The 17134-nt window shown below is 44.8% G+C and carries 16 protein-coding genes and 2 tRNA genes; 9 read left to right on the forward strand and 9 right to left on the reverse strand.

The genetic code is table 11. The features are described from left to right. Window positions 1–9: 9 nt before the first annotated feature. From ACPK8D_RS01280 to ACPK8D_RS01320, 9 genes are all read right to left on the reverse strand, one after another. Window positions 10–1068, reverse strand: a complete 1059-nt coding sequence (locus tag ACPK8D_RS01280) for a methyltransferase domain-containing protein (protein ID WP_424716029.1) — start codon at window positions 1066–1068, stop codon at window positions 10–12. A 361-nt stretch (window positions 1069–1429) separates the two neighbouring features. After that, entirely contained in the window at window positions 1430–1717 is a 288-nt protein-coding gene (locus tag ACPK8D_RS01285) for a YunC family protein (RefSeq protein WP_424716030.1), read from the reverse strand. A gap of 26 nt (window positions 1718–1743) precedes the next feature. Next, the gene (locus tag ACPK8D_RS01290) at window positions 1744–2547 is read right to left on the reverse strand and encodes a hypothetical protein (RefSeq protein ID WP_424716031.1); all 804 of its coding nucleotides are present in this window, start codon (window positions 2545–2547) and stop codon (window positions 1744–1746) included. A gap of 119 nt (window positions 2548–2666) precedes the next feature. Continuing rightward, window positions 2667–3557, reverse strand: a complete 891-nt coding sequence (gene map, locus ACPK8D_RS01295) for a type II methionyl aminopeptidase (RefSeq protein WP_424716032.1) — start codon at window positions 3555–3557, stop codon at window positions 2667–2669. A gap of 166 nt (window positions 3558–3723) precedes the next feature. Then, on the reverse strand, window positions 3724–4893 hold the full coding sequence (locus ACPK8D_RS01300) for a M24 family metallopeptidase (protein WP_424716033.1): 1170 nt from the start codon (window positions 4891–4893) through the stop codon (window positions 3724–3726). Window positions 4894–4932: 39 nt separating this feature from the next. Further along, window positions 4933–5565: a hypothetical protein gene (locus tag ACPK8D_RS01305; RefSeq protein WP_424716034.1), complete on the reverse strand. Its 633-nt coding sequence runs from the start codon at window positions 5563–5565 to the stop codon at window positions 4933–4935. A 981-nt stretch (window positions 5566–6546) separates the two neighbouring features. Beyond that, a tRNA-Asp gene (locus ACPK8D_RS01310) sits at window positions 6547–6619 on the reverse strand. A 113-nt stretch (window positions 6620–6732) separates the two neighbouring features. Then, window positions 6733–6848, reverse strand: a tRNA-Tyr gene (locus ACPK8D_RS01315). A 374-nt stretch (window positions 6849–7222) separates the two neighbouring features. Beyond that, entirely contained in the window at window positions 7223–8419 is a 1197-nt protein-coding gene (locus ACPK8D_RS01320) for a methionine adenosyltransferase (RefSeq protein ID WP_424716035.1), read from the reverse strand. 472 nt (window positions 8420–8891) lie between these two features. Between ACPK8D_RS01320 and hisG the strand changes: the two genes are divergently transcribed. The 9 genes from hisG (at window position 8892) to ACPK8D_RS01365 (ending at window position 17103) form a co-directional block, all read left to right on the forward strand. Further along, the gene (gene hisG / locus ACPK8D_RS01325) at window positions 8892–9761 is read left to right on the forward strand and encodes an ATP phosphoribosyltransferase (protein WP_424716036.1); all 870 of its coding nucleotides are present in this window, start codon (window positions 8892–8894) and stop codon (window positions 9759–9761) included. Window positions 9762–9845: 84 nt separating this feature from the next. Continuing rightward, on the forward strand, window positions 9846–10598 hold the full coding sequence (hisA, locus tag ACPK8D_RS01330; protein WP_424716037.1) for a 1-(5-phosphoribosyl)-5-[(5-phosphoribosylamino)methylideneamino]imidazole-4-carboxamide isomerase: 753 nt from the start codon (window positions 9846–9848) through the stop codon (window positions 10596–10598). Between the two features lie 173 nt (window positions 10599–10771). Next, the gene (hisB, locus tag ACPK8D_RS01335) at window positions 10772–11347 is read left to right on the forward strand and encodes an imidazoleglycerol-phosphate dehydratase HisB (RefSeq protein ID WP_424716038.1); all 576 of its coding nucleotides are present in this window, start codon (window positions 10772–10774) and stop codon (window positions 11345–11347) included. 349 nt (window positions 11348–11696) lie between these two features. Beyond that, entirely contained in the window at window positions 11697–12338 is a 642-nt protein-coding gene (locus ACPK8D_RS01340) for an NAD(P)H-dependent oxidoreductase (RefSeq protein ID WP_424716039.1), read from the forward strand. A gap of 168 nt (window positions 12339–12506) precedes the next feature. Next, a complete protein-coding gene (locus ACPK8D_RS01345; RefSeq protein ID WP_424716040.1) occupies window positions 12507–13325 on the forward strand; it encodes a substrate-binding domain-containing protein in 819 nt (272 codons plus the stop codon). Then, window positions 13313–14119 (forward strand): ABC transporter permease, encoded by an 807-nt coding sequence (locus tag ACPK8D_RS01350; RefSeq protein ID WP_424716041.1) that lies wholly within the window; start codon window positions 13313–13315, stop codon window positions 14117–14119. Before ACPK8D_RS01345 ends, ACPK8D_RS01350 begins: the two co-directional genes overlap by 13 nt. After that, complete coding sequence (locus ACPK8D_RS01355; protein ID WP_424716042.1) at window positions 14116–15177, forward strand: ATP-binding cassette domain-containing protein; 1062 nt, start codon at window positions 14116–14118, stop codon at window positions 15175–15177. The genes ACPK8D_RS01350 and ACPK8D_RS01355 overlap by 4 nt, the downstream gene beginning before the upstream one ends. 195 nt (window positions 15178–15372) lie before the next feature. Further along, on the forward strand, window positions 15373–16164 hold the full coding sequence (locus ACPK8D_RS01360) for a nicotinate-nucleotide pyrophosphorylase (protein WP_424716043.1): 792 nt from the start codon (window positions 15373–15375) through the stop codon (window positions 16162–16164). A gap of 90 nt (window positions 16165–16254) precedes the next feature. Further along, window positions 16255–17103, forward strand: a complete 849-nt coding sequence (locus ACPK8D_RS01365) for a Rossmann-like domain-containing protein (protein WP_424716044.1) — start codon at window positions 16255–16257, stop codon at window positions 17101–17103. The last annotated feature ends 31 nt before the right edge of the window (window positions 17104–17134 follow it).

The raw sequence follows: 17134 nt of genomic DNA on the forward strand, positions 1-17134 counted from the left end.
TTTCATTCTTCACTTCTTTTCCGAAAAGTTATCTTTCTGAAAAATAGTTATTGTCCGGGTAAGGCTTCGGTGTACTCTCTGGGCATAAATCTCAAGAACCTTAAGCCCGGCCTTTTCCCCGTATTCCATTGCAGCTTTATCCGAAACTACAACTGCAATGCCCCCGGGCTTAAGCACACGCTGGATCTCATTAAGCGCACAGGAATAAAGCTCTTCCAGGGATTCGGCAAGAATTGCCGCCGATCTGCCGTAGGGAGGGTCAGTAACGACTGCATCCATGGTGGCTTCTTTAAACGGCATCCTGCAGGCATCTCCTTCCATCAGGGCATAATCCAGTTTGAAGGCTTCAAGGTTCATACGGGCACCCATAACAAGTTTTTTCTGGGCATCGACTCCTATAACCCTTGCTCCCACAAGCCCGGCTTCAACAAGAATGCCTGCAGTGCCGCAAAATGGGTCCAGAATGAGTTCTCCTGGCTTTATTCCCGACAGGTTTATGAGGGCACGTGCGACCCTGGGCATAAGGACTCCAGGATGGAAAAAAGGTTTGTTCTGCGGAGTTCGGGCTTCATAGGCACTTCTGTCGATAGAGGATATGAGGGTTCCGAATACGGCTTTTTCACTCAGGATCACCCTGAATTCCACGTCAGGGTTTTTCAGGTTTGCCCTGAAGCCTTTCCTGTAAATGCAGCCTCCGATCTTTCGTTCCAGAAGCTCACCAGGAAAATCCACATGATGTTTGATCCGCTTTGCTCTGACCACAAAACTCTGTCCTTCCCTGATATGGCCTGATGAATCAAAAGCTTCTGCAAGTCTCAGGATTGCCTCCGGAGTATTTTCGGTAATTCCTGCGACTTTCAGGATATGGTGGGTCATTGCCAGCCTGTCAGTTATCGGGCCTGTAAGGATTTTTTCCACATTCTCTTCTTTACCGGCTATTTCCACCACAAGACACTGGTCAACCTTAGTATGGGGCCGAAAATCAAGCCCCTCGATTTTGAGGCAGGCAAAGACTTCGGCAGCAGGCAATTCTTCATGTTCTCCAGAGAGTTCAAAAGCGTATAACATTGGTGATCCGGAATAGGTTGATAGTTATAATTCGAAATGATATTCGTACCATACAGTGAGGAAATAAATCTAAAATTCCCTGCGTGAAACGTGAAAGTAGTTATTAAAAGTAACTACAATAAAGTACTGAGTTCTTGAAAATACTGAGTTCTTGAAAATACTGAGGCTTTTGAAAGTATTAAAAGAGTGAATACCTATGTTCAAAGCTGTACTCAATAAGTGAAATCGGTAAATTTGAAATTTTATCTGAATGAGGTAAACCTTGAAACTTTACCTGATGGTAATTCGTTAAAAGTATCCTTTCACTTAAACAGGCTATCTCATCAAAATTACCTTTTTCAGTTAAAAGCAATTTTTTTCCTTAAAACATTCTTTCCAGAGCTTCCCTGCCAGTCATTCCGGGCTCGACCCCGAGTTCCCTGGCCAGTTGGGTTACTTCAACGACCTGGGCTTTGAGCATATCTTCAAAACTCTGTACCCCTTTTACTTTCGCTGCCGTGTCCCCAAGCGATTCTGCAGCGTTTACATTCAGGTATCCGCACATAAGGAAGCCTTTCTCTGCCCTTATAACCAGAAGAGGATATTTTTGCATCTCAAAGCGGAGGCCAAGAGCACACCCTTTTTCAAGCCGAATCTGTTCAATAAGCATATTTTTCAGAATAGCTTCAAGCCAGATTAACTTTTTGGACTCAGATAAAACCGCGCAAAGATATCTTTGAAAGATCCTGAGGATTTCCTGGCTTCTGCGGTTTCTCCAGCAGTTTCGGTTTTATTTCCTGCTTCTTCGCTCTTGTTTTCTATATCCTGCTCAGCGTTTCCTTCTCCAACCTGTTCCCCGGCTTTAGAACTTTCATTTTCCGAGATCCAGAGAGTTATATTCTTTTGCAGGCCGAAGTTACCTTCAAGCACTGTACGGTTGTTCCATGATTTCTGGCTTTTGTTCTCCAGTCCTTCTGCCCTTTTTACATCAAGGCCCACAGGCAGAGTGATTGTAACACTCGAGTCCGGAGTACCCATAAACCAGATTTCTGTGCCCTGGCAAACCTCTTTCTCGAAGATATAGCTTACACTGGCAGAATTATTAATTGACGAATTTTTTTCAACCTTGCCCAGTGCTTCTTTCGAGAGCCAGAAGTCAACATCTGTAACTTTAACAGGCTCCGACGTACCATTGAGTTTCACGTCAGGTTTGGTTTTTATGGCTTCCTTTGTCTGATTTCTAAGTACGGTTTCCGCTTTCAGGATTTCCCATGCATTGACAAAGTTATCATCGTTTCCTGCTTGCAGGTCTATGAAATTTCTGAACAAAACGGCTTCTTTGCCCGTAATTTGTTCCTGATACTCCCAGGTCATTCCATCCCTTTCCAGTGTGATGTTATTGCCGGTTTCATAGGCAGCAGTACAGGGCTCTGCCAGAAAGGCAGGGATAAGAAGGGTTATTAACAGAAAACCGGTTAGAGGAAGAATATGTGCTCTCAAGGCGTTCAACTCATATCTTTTTTAATTTCCTGGCACTTTTCTAACTTCTTCACTCTTTTCTAACCTTTATATTCTTTTTCTTCTTCATTCCCGGTTTTATTTTCTCTTATCTTCGAGTTTTACTTTGTTGTGACCTCGCAGCCGTCCTGGGTTATTATTATGGTGTGTTCGGCCTGGGCTACAAGCCCGCCTGCACTTTCGAGGAGTACGGGATAGGAGTGAAGAATTCCTGCCTTTTCAAGCTGGATTAATGCGAATTCCAGCCTGTCGGATTCGAGCCAGCGCTTTGCAAAAGGCAGTTCCCTGTATTCTTCGACCTGTTTCAGAACATTCCTGACTGCAGGCATACGTACTGGCTTTTTCCTTACAAGGCTGTATATCTCGGCCCAGTTTCCGTCATGCACAGAACCTGCTCCATCCGTTGCGAAGGGCTCGATTGCAAGCACGTCTCCTTCCTTTAGAATTGCTCCCCCTTCCACATGCCGGTTAGGAACCGCAGGCTCTTCATGAGCCGCATACTGGGAAAGCCCGTGACCTGTCAGGTTCATTATCGGGTTCAGGCCGTAACTGCGAATGCTACTCTCGATTGCAGTTCCAAGTTCTCCTGTAGTGACTCCTGGCCTTGCAAGGTCGATAGCTGCTGCAAGAGCTTCCTCGGCGGCTTTTAAGATATCGGAATTTCCTGACAGGTCAACCGTTACAGCCGAGTCTGCAATATATCCGTCCACGTGGACTCCGAGATCCAGTTTGATCATATCTTTCCCAAAAACGTCAGCGTCTCCTGCCTTTGGGGTTGCATGTGCAGCCTCTTGATTTCTTGAGATATTGCAGGGAAAAGCAGGCCTGCCCCCCAGCTCTATAGTCCGGTTTTCGACAAATTCCGCAACTTGCAGTAAAGTGTTTCCGACCCTGATCATGTCCACGGCCTCGGCCCTGACAATTTTCAGGATCCTGCCTGCTTCCCTGTATTTCTCAAGGATCTCTTGTTTATTGTGCACGTTATCGGTCATGTTAACCCTTTCTTGGATGGTTTCATAGGAATCTTACTGGAGTTATTGAAATCTTACTGGAGTTATTGAAATCTTACTGAAATCTTGTCGGATGATCTTATTGAACAGTTAAATACTATTAAATGAACATATAAGAAATTAATAAACTCTTTAAATTGTAAATCTGTTATAATACAAATCTCTTTTCCAGCCCTGTAAGGTTCTGACATCCGTTTTTAGTAACCAGAACCATATCTTCGAGTCTTATTCCTCCTATTTCAGGGTAATAAAGGCCAGGCTCGATAGTGATCACATTGCCTGCCTCAAGTAGAACTTCATTTTCTCCTACTGCTGGAAGCTCATGTATATCGAGCCCAACCCCATGTCCAGTTGAGTGGATAAACCCTATCTTTGCCCCGCTTCGGTAGGTGTCATAGCCGTGCGCTTCGAAAATATCGCATACGGCGTTATGTACATCGGCTGCCTTTACTCCTGGCTTAACCATCTCAAGCCCCTTTTTCTGCGCTGCAAGTACAGTCTTGTACATTTTTTTGAGCTCTTCCGAAGCTTCTCCATGCAGGACTGTACGGGTCATATCCGCAAAATAACGTTTTTTCTTGCTTCGGGGGAAAATATCCAGGATAATCGGGGCATTTGCCCTTAGAGGACCATCCGTAGTTCCATGGGGATTTGCCGTATCCCTGCCGCATGAAACAATAGTCTCTTCGGCCTCGCACCCATAGTCAAGCAGGGTATGATCTATAACCGAGAGCACTTTGGATCCTGTCAGTGCTTCTCCTGCGTGATAGAGAAGGCCTTCCCTTGCTTCGGCTCCCGCGATCAGGGCTATTGCGGCTTCCATGGCCTTTTCTCCGGCTGTCTGGGTATATTTTATGGCTTCAAGCTCTTCCGGCTCTTTCAAGCTCCTGATTTTCCTGAACGGGCTTTTTATGGGCACTATAGAGAAGCCTGCCTCGATGAGGAAATTTGAGTAGAATATCGGAAAATCGTAAGGCACTGCAATTTTCTTTATCCCTTCTCCTGCGAGCAGTTCGGATAGGCAGGCTGCATAGGCAATAGAAGGATCTTTCTTTTCCTTCATCTTCTCCCTGTAGCCCAGATCCTGCATCGTTTTTATTGTCGAAACCCTTGACTCAATTTCGGCTCTTCCTTTTTCCATATCCGAAATAAAAAGTACCTCTTCTCCGGTGTCGGTTTGCAGGTACCCAAAATCGTCGGAAGCCAGGAAGCGGGTCACGTAGTAAATGTCGGAATTATGAAGGTTCCCTGTCATAAGATACGCATCGGTTCCTGCTTCTTCAAGGGCTTTTTTTATGCTGAATTCTGGTTCTGTCATGCAAGATAATTCTGGCTTCTGTGCATAAAGGTCTTATCGTCAGGCCTTTTTTCCTTCTAAACTTAACATTTCCTGCTTCATTTCATGGCCCAGAATAAAAAGCTCCTCAAGCATTGCAAAATAACGGTTAAGTGAGGCTGTCATTTCATCCGAAAACCTGACAAAACATGCATACTTTCTTCCTCCCGGTTCTTTTACCCAGGCTTTATTCTCAGGCTCCCCTTCCTCCAGTGTCCAGAATATTTCAGTGGCGCGGCCAAGAATTATCCGAACACTTGAGGTAAGCTCCTTTCGAGTTTTTTCCTTTTTAAACTCCAGGTAGTCCCTGGAAATGTCCGGCTGAAACAGTGCGTTTCTGTGAATCCAGTAATCGTCACGGTTGAGCTGAGCTTCTACGATCTCTGAAATTTTGGGGTGCAGCTCCTTCAGGTCTAAATTTGTTTCACCGGGATTTCTATCACCGAAGCTTAAATTCTCAGGAAAATTTGCACTCCCCGGAGAACGCACTGCCATTTCAATTTCTCTTTGAATCCATTCCGAAGCAAACTGTTTTGTAACTTCAATGAAAACGAGAGTTTCAAGTTCCATTTTTTCCCTGGCAGCTTCGAATCTCTCCCGTGTGCGGTTTAATTTTTCCCGGGGGTCGTCAGAAATGAAGGTTTCAATTACCATCTTGCATTCTTCCACTCTACCTTCTTTCTAATATCCTACTTATTTTGCTTCCTACATATTTTCTTATTTTCAACTCTTCAGGGCTGAATCTCAAGGCTTTTAGAAGATTTATATTGTTTAGTGAGATCTATATGGGCTGGATTTGTCCCTCAGCATGTTCGAATCTCTGGATGACCCGGATGAAGTCACGACGGTTTGTCTGTTCTGGATGAATTTTGACATACTTTTATACCTCTCAAAAACGACAACAAAAAGCAACAGAGAAAATGCCTATTTGTCTCTAATATTTTTTCTCCTAATATCTTTTCTCTTTACTGGTGCAGGAGCAGTTCTAAACAATCATATTTCTATACATTATGGAACGATTTAGAGAATGCTAACATAAAAATTCAATTTTTATGGTGAAGCTAGGCGAGGTAAAGCTGTTTATAGGGCCCAATGACCCGCTCTCAGGTCTTGAGTTTTAGTATTATCACTATTGTCGCTGAGACTCTCAAAATAATAAGCTCCTCCAGTTATGTTGGCACGCTCAATAGGGTCACCACCAATTCCTGCTGCAGCAAAAGCTGTCCCTGAATGTAGAGCGAATATTAAAAAAGCACATAGTAAACTTGTAGTTCTGTAAAATGTTTTTATATTTTATCCTAGTAGTTTTTCATTACATTTTACAGAAATTTAATCGTCTTACACTTTAGCATGTTTGACTGTGAGGTTACTTACTGAGATTTTCCTTGAGTAAAAGGTTTGAGTAAAAGGTTTGAGTAAAAGGTTGAAACAGTTAAATTTTTGACCGAGAAACAAAGACCTTCCTGGAAACTTATCTGCAGGAAAGAATAGACTTTCAGTCTGTGCTCTTTGCAGGCAGCCAGGACTTTTATAGAACCGCCAGAAATCAGGTATATGATTTGTAAATAGGTATGCTGAAAAACCAGGCGAGAGTGTAAAAACGTTTAAACTGTTGTACAATCGAAAAAAAAGAAGCGCCCGGACCGGGATTCGAACCCGAGTCGGAGCCTCGACAGGGCTCCATGATAGGCCTCTACACTATCCGGACACTTCGGTCTCTTTTGCTGCTGTTTTTTGCCCGCGTCGCGAGCAAACCTTAAATGCTTTTTTAATATATAAATGTTCCCGTTGAAGGTTTTCGATTCTGGGTGATGTATCAGGTCCCGCCTCCCAGACTCGAACCGGGGACATCGCGGTGCCTGCGCGGAAATGTACGGGTAATTTTACCCGCACGAGCCGAACTACAGCCGCGCACTCTACCACTGAGTTAAGGCGGGACAATGTATGTTGATCCAGTACTGCACTGCTTGAGTGCACCATCTCTTATATGGTGATAATATATATGTTTTTCGCTGGAAGTGGGCTATAGGCGCACTTTTATAAAAATTCTCAATATGCGGCTTCATGCCATAATATTTCGTTTCTAAAAATCAATCTCTCACTAATAACAAGTAATTTCTCACCAAGTATCAATGGTTTATATCAAGTGCCAACGATTTCTCATCAAGTTTCAACAATTTCTTATTAAATATCAGGAGTTTCTCATTAAAAACAAACAACTTCTTAGTAAAAATAAACAAAGATCAAAAATAGTTACAATAAAAGTTTATGAAAAGAACCTTCAGGTTCTTCTCGGTAACTTCTGCCTTGTTTAGAAAGTGTTCAGCTCTCCTTTAATTACCATTTCGGTAATCTTTGTAACATTGGATAGCCAGTCATCAATGACAACTTCGGCTTCGGCTTTGACCTTCGCAAAAGAAGTGCCTTCCCTGGGGATAATTTGTGCACTTGCCACGAGCGGCTGGTCAATTGGTTTTCCGATCTGGGAAAGAAGCCTGATATAAACGTCCTGGACTTCCGGAACCTGCTTTACAATATCGCGGGCCATCTGGGTCGAGAGAAGGTTATAGATTTTACCTATGTGGTTAATCGGGTTCTTTCCGCTGGTTGCCTCCATACTCATAGGCCTGTTTGGCGTGATCAGCCCATTGCAGCGGTTTCCGCGCCCTACCGAACCGTCATCTCCCATTTCAGCTGAAGTGCCTGTAACTGTGAGGAAAACACAGCTGGTTTTCAGGTTATCTCCGGTGTTAATGCAGACCTTCACATTGCGCTCAGTATACCGGGTTGCGAGTTCCTCGACATATGTCTTCATCTCCTGGGTCATGTTTATGTAGCTGTCCAGGTCGTCGATGTACCTCCCGATCATGCCGCTGCATATTGTAAGGGTTATATCCTCTTCATCCCTGAGCCCCATAACCTTCATATCTTCTCCGATTGCAGGCATCCGTGACTTAAGGTCCGTAAGCAGTTGCCTTTCGGTATTGTAGACAAGGTTTTCAAGCTCAGAAAACGGAGCATGCCCAACCCCGAATGAGGTATCATTTGCAACCGGAACCCTGTCTCTTTTGAAGACATCCCTGAGGTCTGAGGACCCTGTCCCGAGTTTGCAATCCATGATAACATCTCTTTCGAGATCCATGTTCACAAGGGTATTCTTAAGATATCGTCTGGCAGCTTGAAGGGCTACAGACTCGGTAGCAAGCTCGACCCCTTCGAACTCCTTTGTTGCCCTGCCCACCAGCAGAATATATATGGGCTGAAGTATTTCCCCGCCCCCGAATTTGGGGCTGGATCTCCCGGCTACAATCTGGGTTTCATCGGTATTATGGTGAAGTACGGCTCCACATTTGCCTATGTATTCCCTGCATAGTGCGCGACTTACAGCTTCGGCCAGTCCGTCCGATATGCTGTCAGGATGCCCTATCCCTTTGCGTTCTACAAGCTCTATCCGCTGCTTCTCAATCGGGGTTTGGAAGAGCTCTTCCACTTTGATATTTCGGGCCATTTGGATCCTCTTTTTTTAAAATTGATAATAGTTTTACTAGTAAATGTTGATGTTATTGGTTTACTATTTTTCGGTCAGTTGTATCATCAGTCTGCTATTTTTAGCACTATGTTCTGACTAATTCCTGTATTGTTATGACATTAATAATATTATATATATGACTCGAGAGTTAGCTTCTATTAAATTACTAGGGCTATATAATTTTTCCCCTCTTCTCATTACTGAAAGTAATAAACTTCCTGAAACCCGATTTTCTTACCTTCAATATTAAAAGCTTAGGGATCGCCTCTTTAAATTAATTTACAATGAAATGGCTTTTTATCTATGAATCTGCCTTTCTCAAAGGAAAACTTCTCTGAGATCTTACCGTGAAGTCTATATTATACTAGAGTATTCAGGATAAACGTTTTTACCTGGATGAGCTTATCCGGGAAAAAGTTTCCCGGTAGATTACCTATAGAGGACATAATAGATGATTCGCATTGCAATACCCAATAAAGGGCGCCTTTACGAACCCACAATCTCTATTTTCAAAGATGCAGGGCTCCCAATCAGTGGAGGGGCCGAAAGTCGAAAACTCTTTGCAAAAACTACAGATCCGGATATCCATATCCTCTTTGCCAGGGCCGCTGATATCCCTGAGTACGTACAGGACGGAGCTGCAGACGTCGGTATTACGGGTATGGATCTGATAACGGAAAGGGGAGCAAGGGTTGAAGCCCTCCTGGATCTGAAATTCGGAAAGGCGAGCCTTGTTCTGGCTGTTCCTGAATTCTCGGATTTCCAGAAAGCTCAGGATCTTGAAGGCAAAAAGATTGCAACCGAGTTTCCCGAGATTACAGGCCAGTACTTCAAAAAGCTTGGAGTTAACGTTGAAGTCATAAAGGTTAGCGGAGCCTGTGAGATGACTCCGCATGTGGGGATTGCCGACGCAATTGTGGATATTTCAAGCTCAGGAACGACCCTGATGATAAACCACTTAAAAGCTATTGATACAGTCTTTTCTTCCACAGTCTACCTGATCGCAAATAAAGAAAGCCTCAGGGAAAAGGACAAAATTCTGGATATAAAAACTGCACTGGAAAGCGTGCTCAATGCAAAGCAGCGGCGCTATCTTATGATGAATGTTCCCGAGGCTTCCCTTGAGGCAGTAAAAGAGGTTTTGCCAGGGTTGTCAGGTCCAACGGTTATGAAGGTTGAGCCAAGCAAATCGTCCGGAGAATCCACTCTGGCAGTTCACGCTGTTGTGGACGCAGACCTGATTTTTACCATTGTAAATAAGCTGAAGAAAGTTGGTGCACGGGACGTCCTTGTCGTACCTATCGAAAGAATAATGCCCTGAAAGGGAAAAGACCCGGAAAAATGAAGGTCCAGAAAAAATAAGCAGAAGGAGATTTCCCAAGACTTGCCGGAGATGTGGGTTTAAATGACTTTTGAAGTGATTCCTGCGGTGGATATGAGGGGTGGAAAGTGCGTTCAGCTTGTGCAGGGAGTGCCTGGCAGTGAAATTGTATCCCTTGATGATCCTGTTGAAGTTGCCCTTGACTGGGTTAGAAGAGGGGCAAAGACCCTGCACCTGGTAGATCTGGACGGAGCAATTGAAGGAGAACGCAAAAACGCCCCTATAATTGAAAAAATCGTCAGCGCATGCCGGGAGAAAGGAGTACGAATTCAGGTTGGAGGAGGCATTCGAAGCTTTGAGGATGCAGTTGCTCTTCTTGAGCTTGGGGTTTCGAGGGTGATTCTCGGAACTGCTGCGCTTCAGAACCCGGAGCTTGTAAAACGGCTCTCCAGGGCCTTTGGGAACGAATGCATAACTGTTGCCCTAGATGCAAAAAACGGGAAAATCTCAATCAAAGGCTGGACTGAGGAATGCGCACAGAGCCCAGTGGAAATGGGCAGGAAGTTTGAAGAGCTGGGTGCAGGCAGCTTGCTTTTTACAAACATAGATACTGAAGGCCTTATGCAGGGGGTAAATCCTGCCCCTACAAAAGAGCTTGTAGAATCAGTTAGCATTCCTGTAATCGCATCCGGAGGAGTGAGTTCTCTGGAAGATCTGCAGGTCCTGAAGGAAACCGGGGCGGCAGGAGTTGTTGTAGGCAGCGCTCTCTACATGGGCAGGTTCACGCTTGAAGCTGCGATTGAGGCAATCGTGCGTGATCGAGGCAGTCTTGCGTAATTGGAAAAGTCCTGTATAATTGAAGCAATCCCGTAAAAAATCGGGATTCGGCTTTTTCTTGCGGAGACATTTGCGTAAGTTCACTTACTCGATTGCCCCGAAAAACAGGAAATGAGAGATCAGCAAACAACAGAATACAAAGTATTTATAAATTTAAAGAGAATGTGATGCTTATGAGAACAGGCAGAATGTCCCGCAAGACAAAGGAAACCGATATTCAGCTTGAACTGAACCTGGATGGCACAGGAGTTGCTGATGTCAGTACAGGGATCGGGTTTTTTGACCATATGCTTACTTCTTTTGCAAGACATGCGGAATTTGACCTCAGGGTGCGTGCGGACGGTGACCTGTATGTGGACGAGCATCACCTGGTAGAGGACATAGGGATAGTTCTCGGAAAAGTGCTTGCAGATGCGCTCGGCAACATGGCAGGAATCGCCCGCTTTGGGGAAGCCAGAATCCCAATGGACGAAGCCCTTGCCGAGGTTGCCCTGGATATAGGCGGACGCAGCTATCTTGTCCTGAAAGCCGAGTTTGCAGCCCCTCAGGTGGGACAATTAAGTACCCAGCTTGTAAAACACTTCTTTGAAACACTTGCCTCAAATGCAAAAATCACTATCCACGCGAGCGTTTACGGTGATAACGATCATCACAAGATCGAAGCTCTTTTCAAAGCTTTTGCCTATGCTATGAAACGGGCTGTAAAAATCGAGGGCGAAGAAGTAAAGAGCACTAAAGGTACTCTATAACGGCAGAGTTGCGGCTCTGCAGCCCGAATTGCGCCTCGGGAGTACGCTGCCCTTTTCGCTCACTCCGTTCACTCAAGAGGGCTAATTTATGAATAAAAACTGAAGCGAGCTCAATGGGGCTGATTTACAAATACGGAAACATCTTTTTTGCTTCCCGTGCTTTCCGCAGTTTTCCATCTGGATTGAGTCAGGTATGAGATTTACATTCGAAACCTGGCTTAATGCGTAAATTTTGCTAATTCCATGGTTTAGATGCATATTTTTTCGTTTGCTGCTGGCTCAAAAAAGAGGCAAACTTACCTTTTTATTCCGGGAAATGAATCTCATAGATAGAATTTGGGGGAATGAAATGAAAGTTCTTTATGTTTACGCACACCCGGAACCGAAATCTTTTAACGACGCTTTAAAGGATACGGCCCTTGCTGCCCTGCAGGAGAAAGGGCATGAAGTAAAGCTTTCCGACCTTTATGCAATGAAGTTTCATCCTGTCCTGAAAGCTTCGGACTTTCCGGAAAGAAAAAACGTGGAAGTCTTCAATCCTTTCTTCGAAGCTATAAAAGCGGTAAAGACAGGAGCATTTTCACCCGATATCAAGGAGGAGATGGAAAAAGTAAAATGGGCTGACCTTCTGGTTTTTCAGTTCCCTATCTACTTTACGGCTATGCCTGCCATCATGAAAGGCTGGATCGACCGGATTCTGGCACCTGGATTCGGGTTCAACCCGGTTACCAACAGTGCCTACGATACCGGGCTCTTCAAGGGAAAATCTGCAATGCTTGCCTTTACTACTGGCGCTCCGAAAGAAATGTATTCTGAAGGTGGGGCACACGGGGACATTCACAAACATTTTGAATCCATAACACACTGTGTTTTTGAATATATGGGAATGAAGGTGCTGCCTTCTTTCATAGTTTATGAGGCAAGTGCTATGAAAAGGGAAAGAGGAACCGAAGAACTGGAACAGTATAGAAAGAGAATATTTGAACTTTAAATAGAACGGAAAACGCCTTTTTTTATTTTTTGAAATTTCAGGACTGGGAAAACGCCTGAATCTTATACTAATTTTTAATTATATTTACACACGGGGTTTTACAAAAAACTTTATTAACCGTTATGTATGTTCAGACATATCGTTGAATTCCATCTAAGAGGTTTTTGAATGAAAAAGGTCTGTGCATTCATAATTCTCCTGGTGCTGGCAATGTCTCTGGCTGGCTCAGGATGTACTGAAAAAGTGTCTTCTACACCGATTTCTGAAAATTCGGAAAAAGAGTTTGAGGGACGGCAGCTCACTGTTTGTGCCGGAGCAGGGCTTGTAAAGCCCATGAATGAATTGATTGAGAATTTTGAAAATGAAACCGGAGCAGATATAGAAGTTCGCTACGGAGGAAGCGCCGAAATCTTCGGGTTTTTGACCTCAAAGGAGTGCGACGTCTTCATCCCTGGAGATTATTACTATACTGAACAGGCTATGGGCAGGAATTACGTTTTCAATGACAGTGTGGAAAACCTGACCCTGCATATCCCGGTTATCGCAGTGCCTGCAGGAAATCTCGCAAATATAAACAGGCTTGAAGACCTGGCAAAACCCGGGCTAAAACTGGCTCTCGGAGACCCCAACGGACCTGCAATAGGTAAGGTCTCGGAAACAATCTGTATACAGGCAGGTATACTTGCTGCAGTCGAGAATAACACAATTGTCAGGACTGCAACTGTAAATCAGCTTCTTATCTACATCGTATCCGGAGAAGTGGATGCGGCAATTATCTGGGAAGATATGGCGAGCTGGGGAGAAGCAAGCGGAAAACTCGAAATTGTCTCTATTCCTGAAGAAAAGAATAAAATAAAGACCATACCCACAGCAGTTTCCGTATATACCGAAGACCCTGAACTGGCAGAGGCATTCAACACCTACATTGCAAGCGAAGAAACGGAAGATACCTGGGAGAAATGGGGCTTTGAGCCATGCAATTCTTAAGATCCCGGGGTATGAAATATTCCTGGTTCAGAAACTTTACTGTAGGCATTGCCTGCATCTTCACTTTTTTGCTTTTTATAACTGTAGTTTCCCTGCTCTTTGTCCTCAAACCTTCAGAACTCCTTTCAGCCCTGCTTTCGGAAGAGATGCTTTATTCCATGAGACTTTCCATGTTAACATCTTTAGCTTCAACACTCTCTGTAATGTGCTGTTCAATCCCGACAGCCTATGCCCTTTCCCGTTTTTCCTTTCCCGGAAAAAGTGTTATAAAAACCATACTCGGGCTTCCGATGGCATTTCCGGAACTGGTAATGGGCCTTGCACTCCTGCTTCTTTTCGGGCAGGGTTTTCTCGGTCCTTATCTTGAAGCTGCAGGAATAAAAGTAACTTTCAGCAAGCTTGGCATAATAATTGCCCAGTTTTATGTCGCCTTTCCTTATGCTGTAAGAGTCAGCTACTCCACCTTTGAAAATATCAATCCGCGGTACGAGCAGGTCTCGAGAAGCTTCGGGTATGGAGAATTCGAGACTTTCAGGCACGTAACCCTTCCCATGGCCAGAAGCGGGCTTTTTGCTTCGGGAGTAATTACTTTTGCTCGCTGTATAGGGGCTTTTGGGGCAGTACTCGTGCTTGCAGGGGGTTCGTATATGCATACCGAAGTTCTGCCTGTGACCCTCTACCTGAACATCTCCTACGGGAACCTGGAAATGGCAATCGCAAGCGGGATTTTGCTCATGGGAATTGCTTTTCTTGCAATTCTCAGCTTTGAAAGGTTTGAAGGAGGAAGGCTGTGAATTTTCTTGAAGTCAGAGACCTCTGCCTTGATGTCGGAGATTTCGAACTCAACAGGATAGGGCTTAAAGCCCAAAAAGGAGACTACCTTGCACTGATAGGTCCTACAGGCAGTGGAAAGTCCCTGCTCCTTGAAACCATAATAGGGTTTTACGGACCCGAAAAAGGCCGGATTATCCTTGAAGGAAAAGATATTACCGACCTTCCTCCGGATATGAGACAGATAAGCATAGTGTATCAGGACCATGTGCTTTTTCCCCATATGGACGTTTTTGAAAATATAGCATATGCCCTCCGGAAAAAGCTCAGGGACAAAAAACAGATTGAAACCGAAGTAAAGCAGATTGCCGGGGTCCTCGGAATAGCTGAGTTATTACGCAGAAAACCAGCTACCCTGAGTGGAGGCGAGAAACAGAGGGCAGCCCTTGCAAGGAGTCTTGTAGTCAGGCCAAAGCTGCTCCTCCTGGACGAACCTTTCAGCGCCCTTGATGCAAGAACAAAAGAAAAGCTTCGGGACATGCTGAAAAAAGCGATTAGCGAGTACAGTACCACTGTCCTGCATGTGACCCATGATTTCGAAGACGTCTGGGCCCTGGCAAACCGTGTGGTTGTCATAAGAAGAGGGGAGGTTATGCAGGAAGGAGATCCCGAATCTGTTTTCAAGCGGCCTTCTCCAGACTTCGTGGCTGAATTTCTGGGAACCAATGTGCTGAAAGGAAAGGTAAAGGCTCTTGAAGGAAAACTCGCAGTTATTGAAGCCGAAGGCCTGGAAATCTATTCCTCAGACCCGGCCGAACTCGGAGAAAAGATAGCAGTCTCTATCCGTCCGGAAGAGGTGATTCTCGCCAGAGAAGCTGTGGAAAGTTCGGCCCGGAACATTTTGAGGGGAAAAGTTTCGGGAGTTTTCAAAAAGGAACACCTTGTCGTGATCGAGGTGAAAATGGGGAGTGCAGAGATTAAAGCCGTGATCACGCCGACTTCATGTGAATTGCTTGGGCTCGAACCTGGCAGGGAAATCTATGCTGTGTTCAAAGCTTCAAATGCCAGGATAATAAGGTAAATTCATAGGTCAAATTATAAGCAAATTCTAAGGTAAATTCGAATCCTGAATAAAGTTAACGCAGATTTAGTAAAATTAACAGGACCAGAAGTAAAGCGAACATGGGCCGGGAAAAAAATTGAACGAAGAACCGGAAGCAAAGGAAGTATAAACATAAAAATAAGGAATTTATGAAATGAATTTTTGAGGTAAAGCATGATAGATCTTTTTGAGCTTTATTTTTATGAAGACTGCCCTTTTCAGGATGAGAGCGCAGAACTGCTCAGGCTTGAAGGCAGGGGAAAAATGAGAATTGTTTCGAGAGAAAATGGGATCTGTGCCTGCGCTGGCGACCTGGCGGAATATTACGAAAGAAAAGGCCTGAAAACCCTGAATTACCTCAGAGACAGTATGACTTTCAAGCCCGGAGATACAATTTTCGAAGCCGAAGGAGATCTCAAACTTCTGTTCAAGCTCTGGAGGGTTTCCCAAACTTTTCTCACCCTCATGTGCGCCATTGCTACGAAAACGGCCTCTTTCGTGAGTGCAGGCCGAAAAGCAAACCCTGACCTTATCATTGCAACAAGCCGGAAGACCCATCCCGGATCCCGGATATTTGAACTTAAAGCCGTCCGGGCAGGCGGAGGAGATATCCACAGGAACTCCCTTAGCGACTCCGTCCAGCTCAGCCAGAACCACCTGGAAGTTGCCGGAGAGTTGGGAAAACTCAGAGCCCTGAAAAAGATAGAAATCGAGCCCAGATCGAGGGAAGAAGCGTTTAAATATGCCGAAATGGCGGATATACTGCTCCTTGACCACCTTTCCCCGGAGGAACTGCAGGAACTCGGGCCCGAAATTAAGAAACTCAATACTAAAATTGAACTTGCAGTGGGAGGAATTGAAGCAAAAAGGATTCCTGAATATGCCCCTCTTGTCGACATTATCGTTATAAGCGCTCCCTATTACGCAAGTCCTCTTGACTTTACAACGAAGATAGAAAGGACATGAGGAAAAAAGAATAAAAAGTATCAGCATGCCAGAAACAGAATCTCCCGGAAAAGCAAAATCCGTGAAAAAATAAGAAAAAAGGAGGGAGGAATGACAGGAGTGAAAAGAATAAAAAGGGGAGGGAAAGAAAAAGAACGTGGAGTTCTGCCCGCCCTCGTAAGTGCACTAAAAAAAGACCTGGGCCCTGCCCTTAAAGAGATTGAAGTAAAGGATGTCAGAATAGGGCTCGCCTATACGGGTGTTATGCTTTCTGAAAATTATGGGGGTGTTGCCTGCACCCCCCTCTACGAGTTTTCATGTTGCCCTGCCCTGGGTTTTACGGATGCATTAAAAGGTAAAACTGCGGATAAAGTGCTTGAGCTTGCCCTGTCCGAAAATCCGCTTGAGGCTGCAGTCGGGATTGCAACCTCAAATGCGCTTTCCCAAATGCTGCTTGACCTGGAACCTAAAAATTTTCAGGTCTCAAACATAGACATCCTTGACCTTATAAAACCCGAGGATAGGGTTGCAATGGTAGGCTATTTCGGCCCTCTTGTTCCCAGAATCCTGAATATAACCGGGAAACTCACAGTCCTTGAAAAGCGTGAAATCAAAGCTCCTCAAACAAGAACCTTACCTTCGGAAAAAGCCGGAGAGATCCTTCCGGCATCGGATGTGATTATCCTCAGTGCAAGTACTCTAGCCAACAGGACCTTCGATGAACTTCTTTCCCTCCGGGAAGCAGCAAGGGAAATTATCCTGCTCGGCCCAAGCGCCCCTCTCTACCCGGCCCCTTTTTTCGAGAGAGGAATTACGGCAATAATGGGAACCCGAATTCTTGACCCCTGGACAATGCTCACCGTGGTAAGTGAAGCAGGAGGTACGAAAAAACTACATCAGTACTGCGGGGAGAAAGTTGCATTCCGAAATAAAAGTGAAAACAGGAATAAGACCTCTTGAGCCGTAACCGTTGCTCCGTTTGATCCCGCCG

The sequence above is a fragment of the Methanosarcina sp. genome (assembly GCF_049706645.1).
In the GTDB taxonomy this organism is placed as follows: Archaea; Halobacteriota; Methanosarcinia; order Methanosarcinales; family Methanosarcinaceae; genus Methanosarcina.

Bases quoted from the DNA above. Each gene is read 5' to 3' on its own strand.
- ACPK8D_RS01280 (WP_424716029.1), bottom strand. From the start codon at position 1,068: ATGTTATACGCTTTTGAACTCTCTGGAGAACATGAAGAATTGCCTGCT.
- ACPK8D_RS01285 (WP_424716030.1), bottom strand. From the start codon at position 1,717: ATGCTTATTGAACAGATTCGGCTTGAAAAAGGGTGTGCTCTTGGCCTC.
- map (WP_424716032.1), bottom strand. From the start codon at position 3,557: ATGACCGATAACGTGCACAATAAACAAGAGATCCTTGAGAAATACAGG.
- ACPK8D_RS01300 (WP_424716033.1), bottom strand. From the start codon at position 4,893: ATGACAGAACCAGAATTCAGCATAAAAAAAGCCCTTGAAGAAGCAGGA.
- ACPK8D_RS01305 (WP_424716034.1), bottom strand. From the start codon at position 5,565: ATGGTAATTGAAACCTTCATTTCTGACGACCCCCGGGAAAAATTAAAC.
- ACPK8D_RS01320 (WP_424716035.1), bottom strand. From the start codon at position 8,419: ATGGCCCGAAATATCAAAGTGGAAGAGCTCTTCCAAACCCCGATTGAG.
- hisG (WP_424716036.1), top strand. From the start codon at position 8,892: ATGATTCGCATTGCAATACCCAATAAAGGGCGCCTTTACGAACCCACA.
- hisA (WP_424716037.1), top strand. From the start codon at position 9,846: ATGACTTTTGAAGTGATTCCTGCGGTGGATATGAGGGGTGGAAAGTGC.
- hisB (WP_424716038.1), top strand. From the start codon at position 10,772: ATGAGAACAGGCAGAATGTCCCGCAAGACAAAGGAAACCGATATTCAG.
- ACPK8D_RS01340 (WP_424716039.1), top strand. From the start codon at position 11,697: ATGAAAGTTCTTTATGTTTACGCACACCCGGAACCGAAATCTTTTAAC.
- ACPK8D_RS01345 (WP_424716040.1), top strand. From the start codon at position 12,507: ATGAAAAAGGTCTGTGCATTCATAATTCTCCTGGTGCTGGCAATGTCT.
- ACPK8D_RS01350 (WP_424716041.1), top strand. From the start codon at position 13,313: ATGCAATTCTTAAGATCCCGGGGTATGAAATATTCCTGGTTCAGAAAC.
- ACPK8D_RS01360 (WP_424716043.1), top strand. From the start codon at position 15,373: ATGATAGATCTTTTTGAGCTTTATTTTTATGAAGACTGCCCTTTTCAG.
- ACPK8D_RS01365 (WP_424716044.1), top strand. From the start codon at position 16,255: ATGACAGGAGTGAAAAGAATAAAAAGGGGAGGGAAAGAAAAAGAACGT.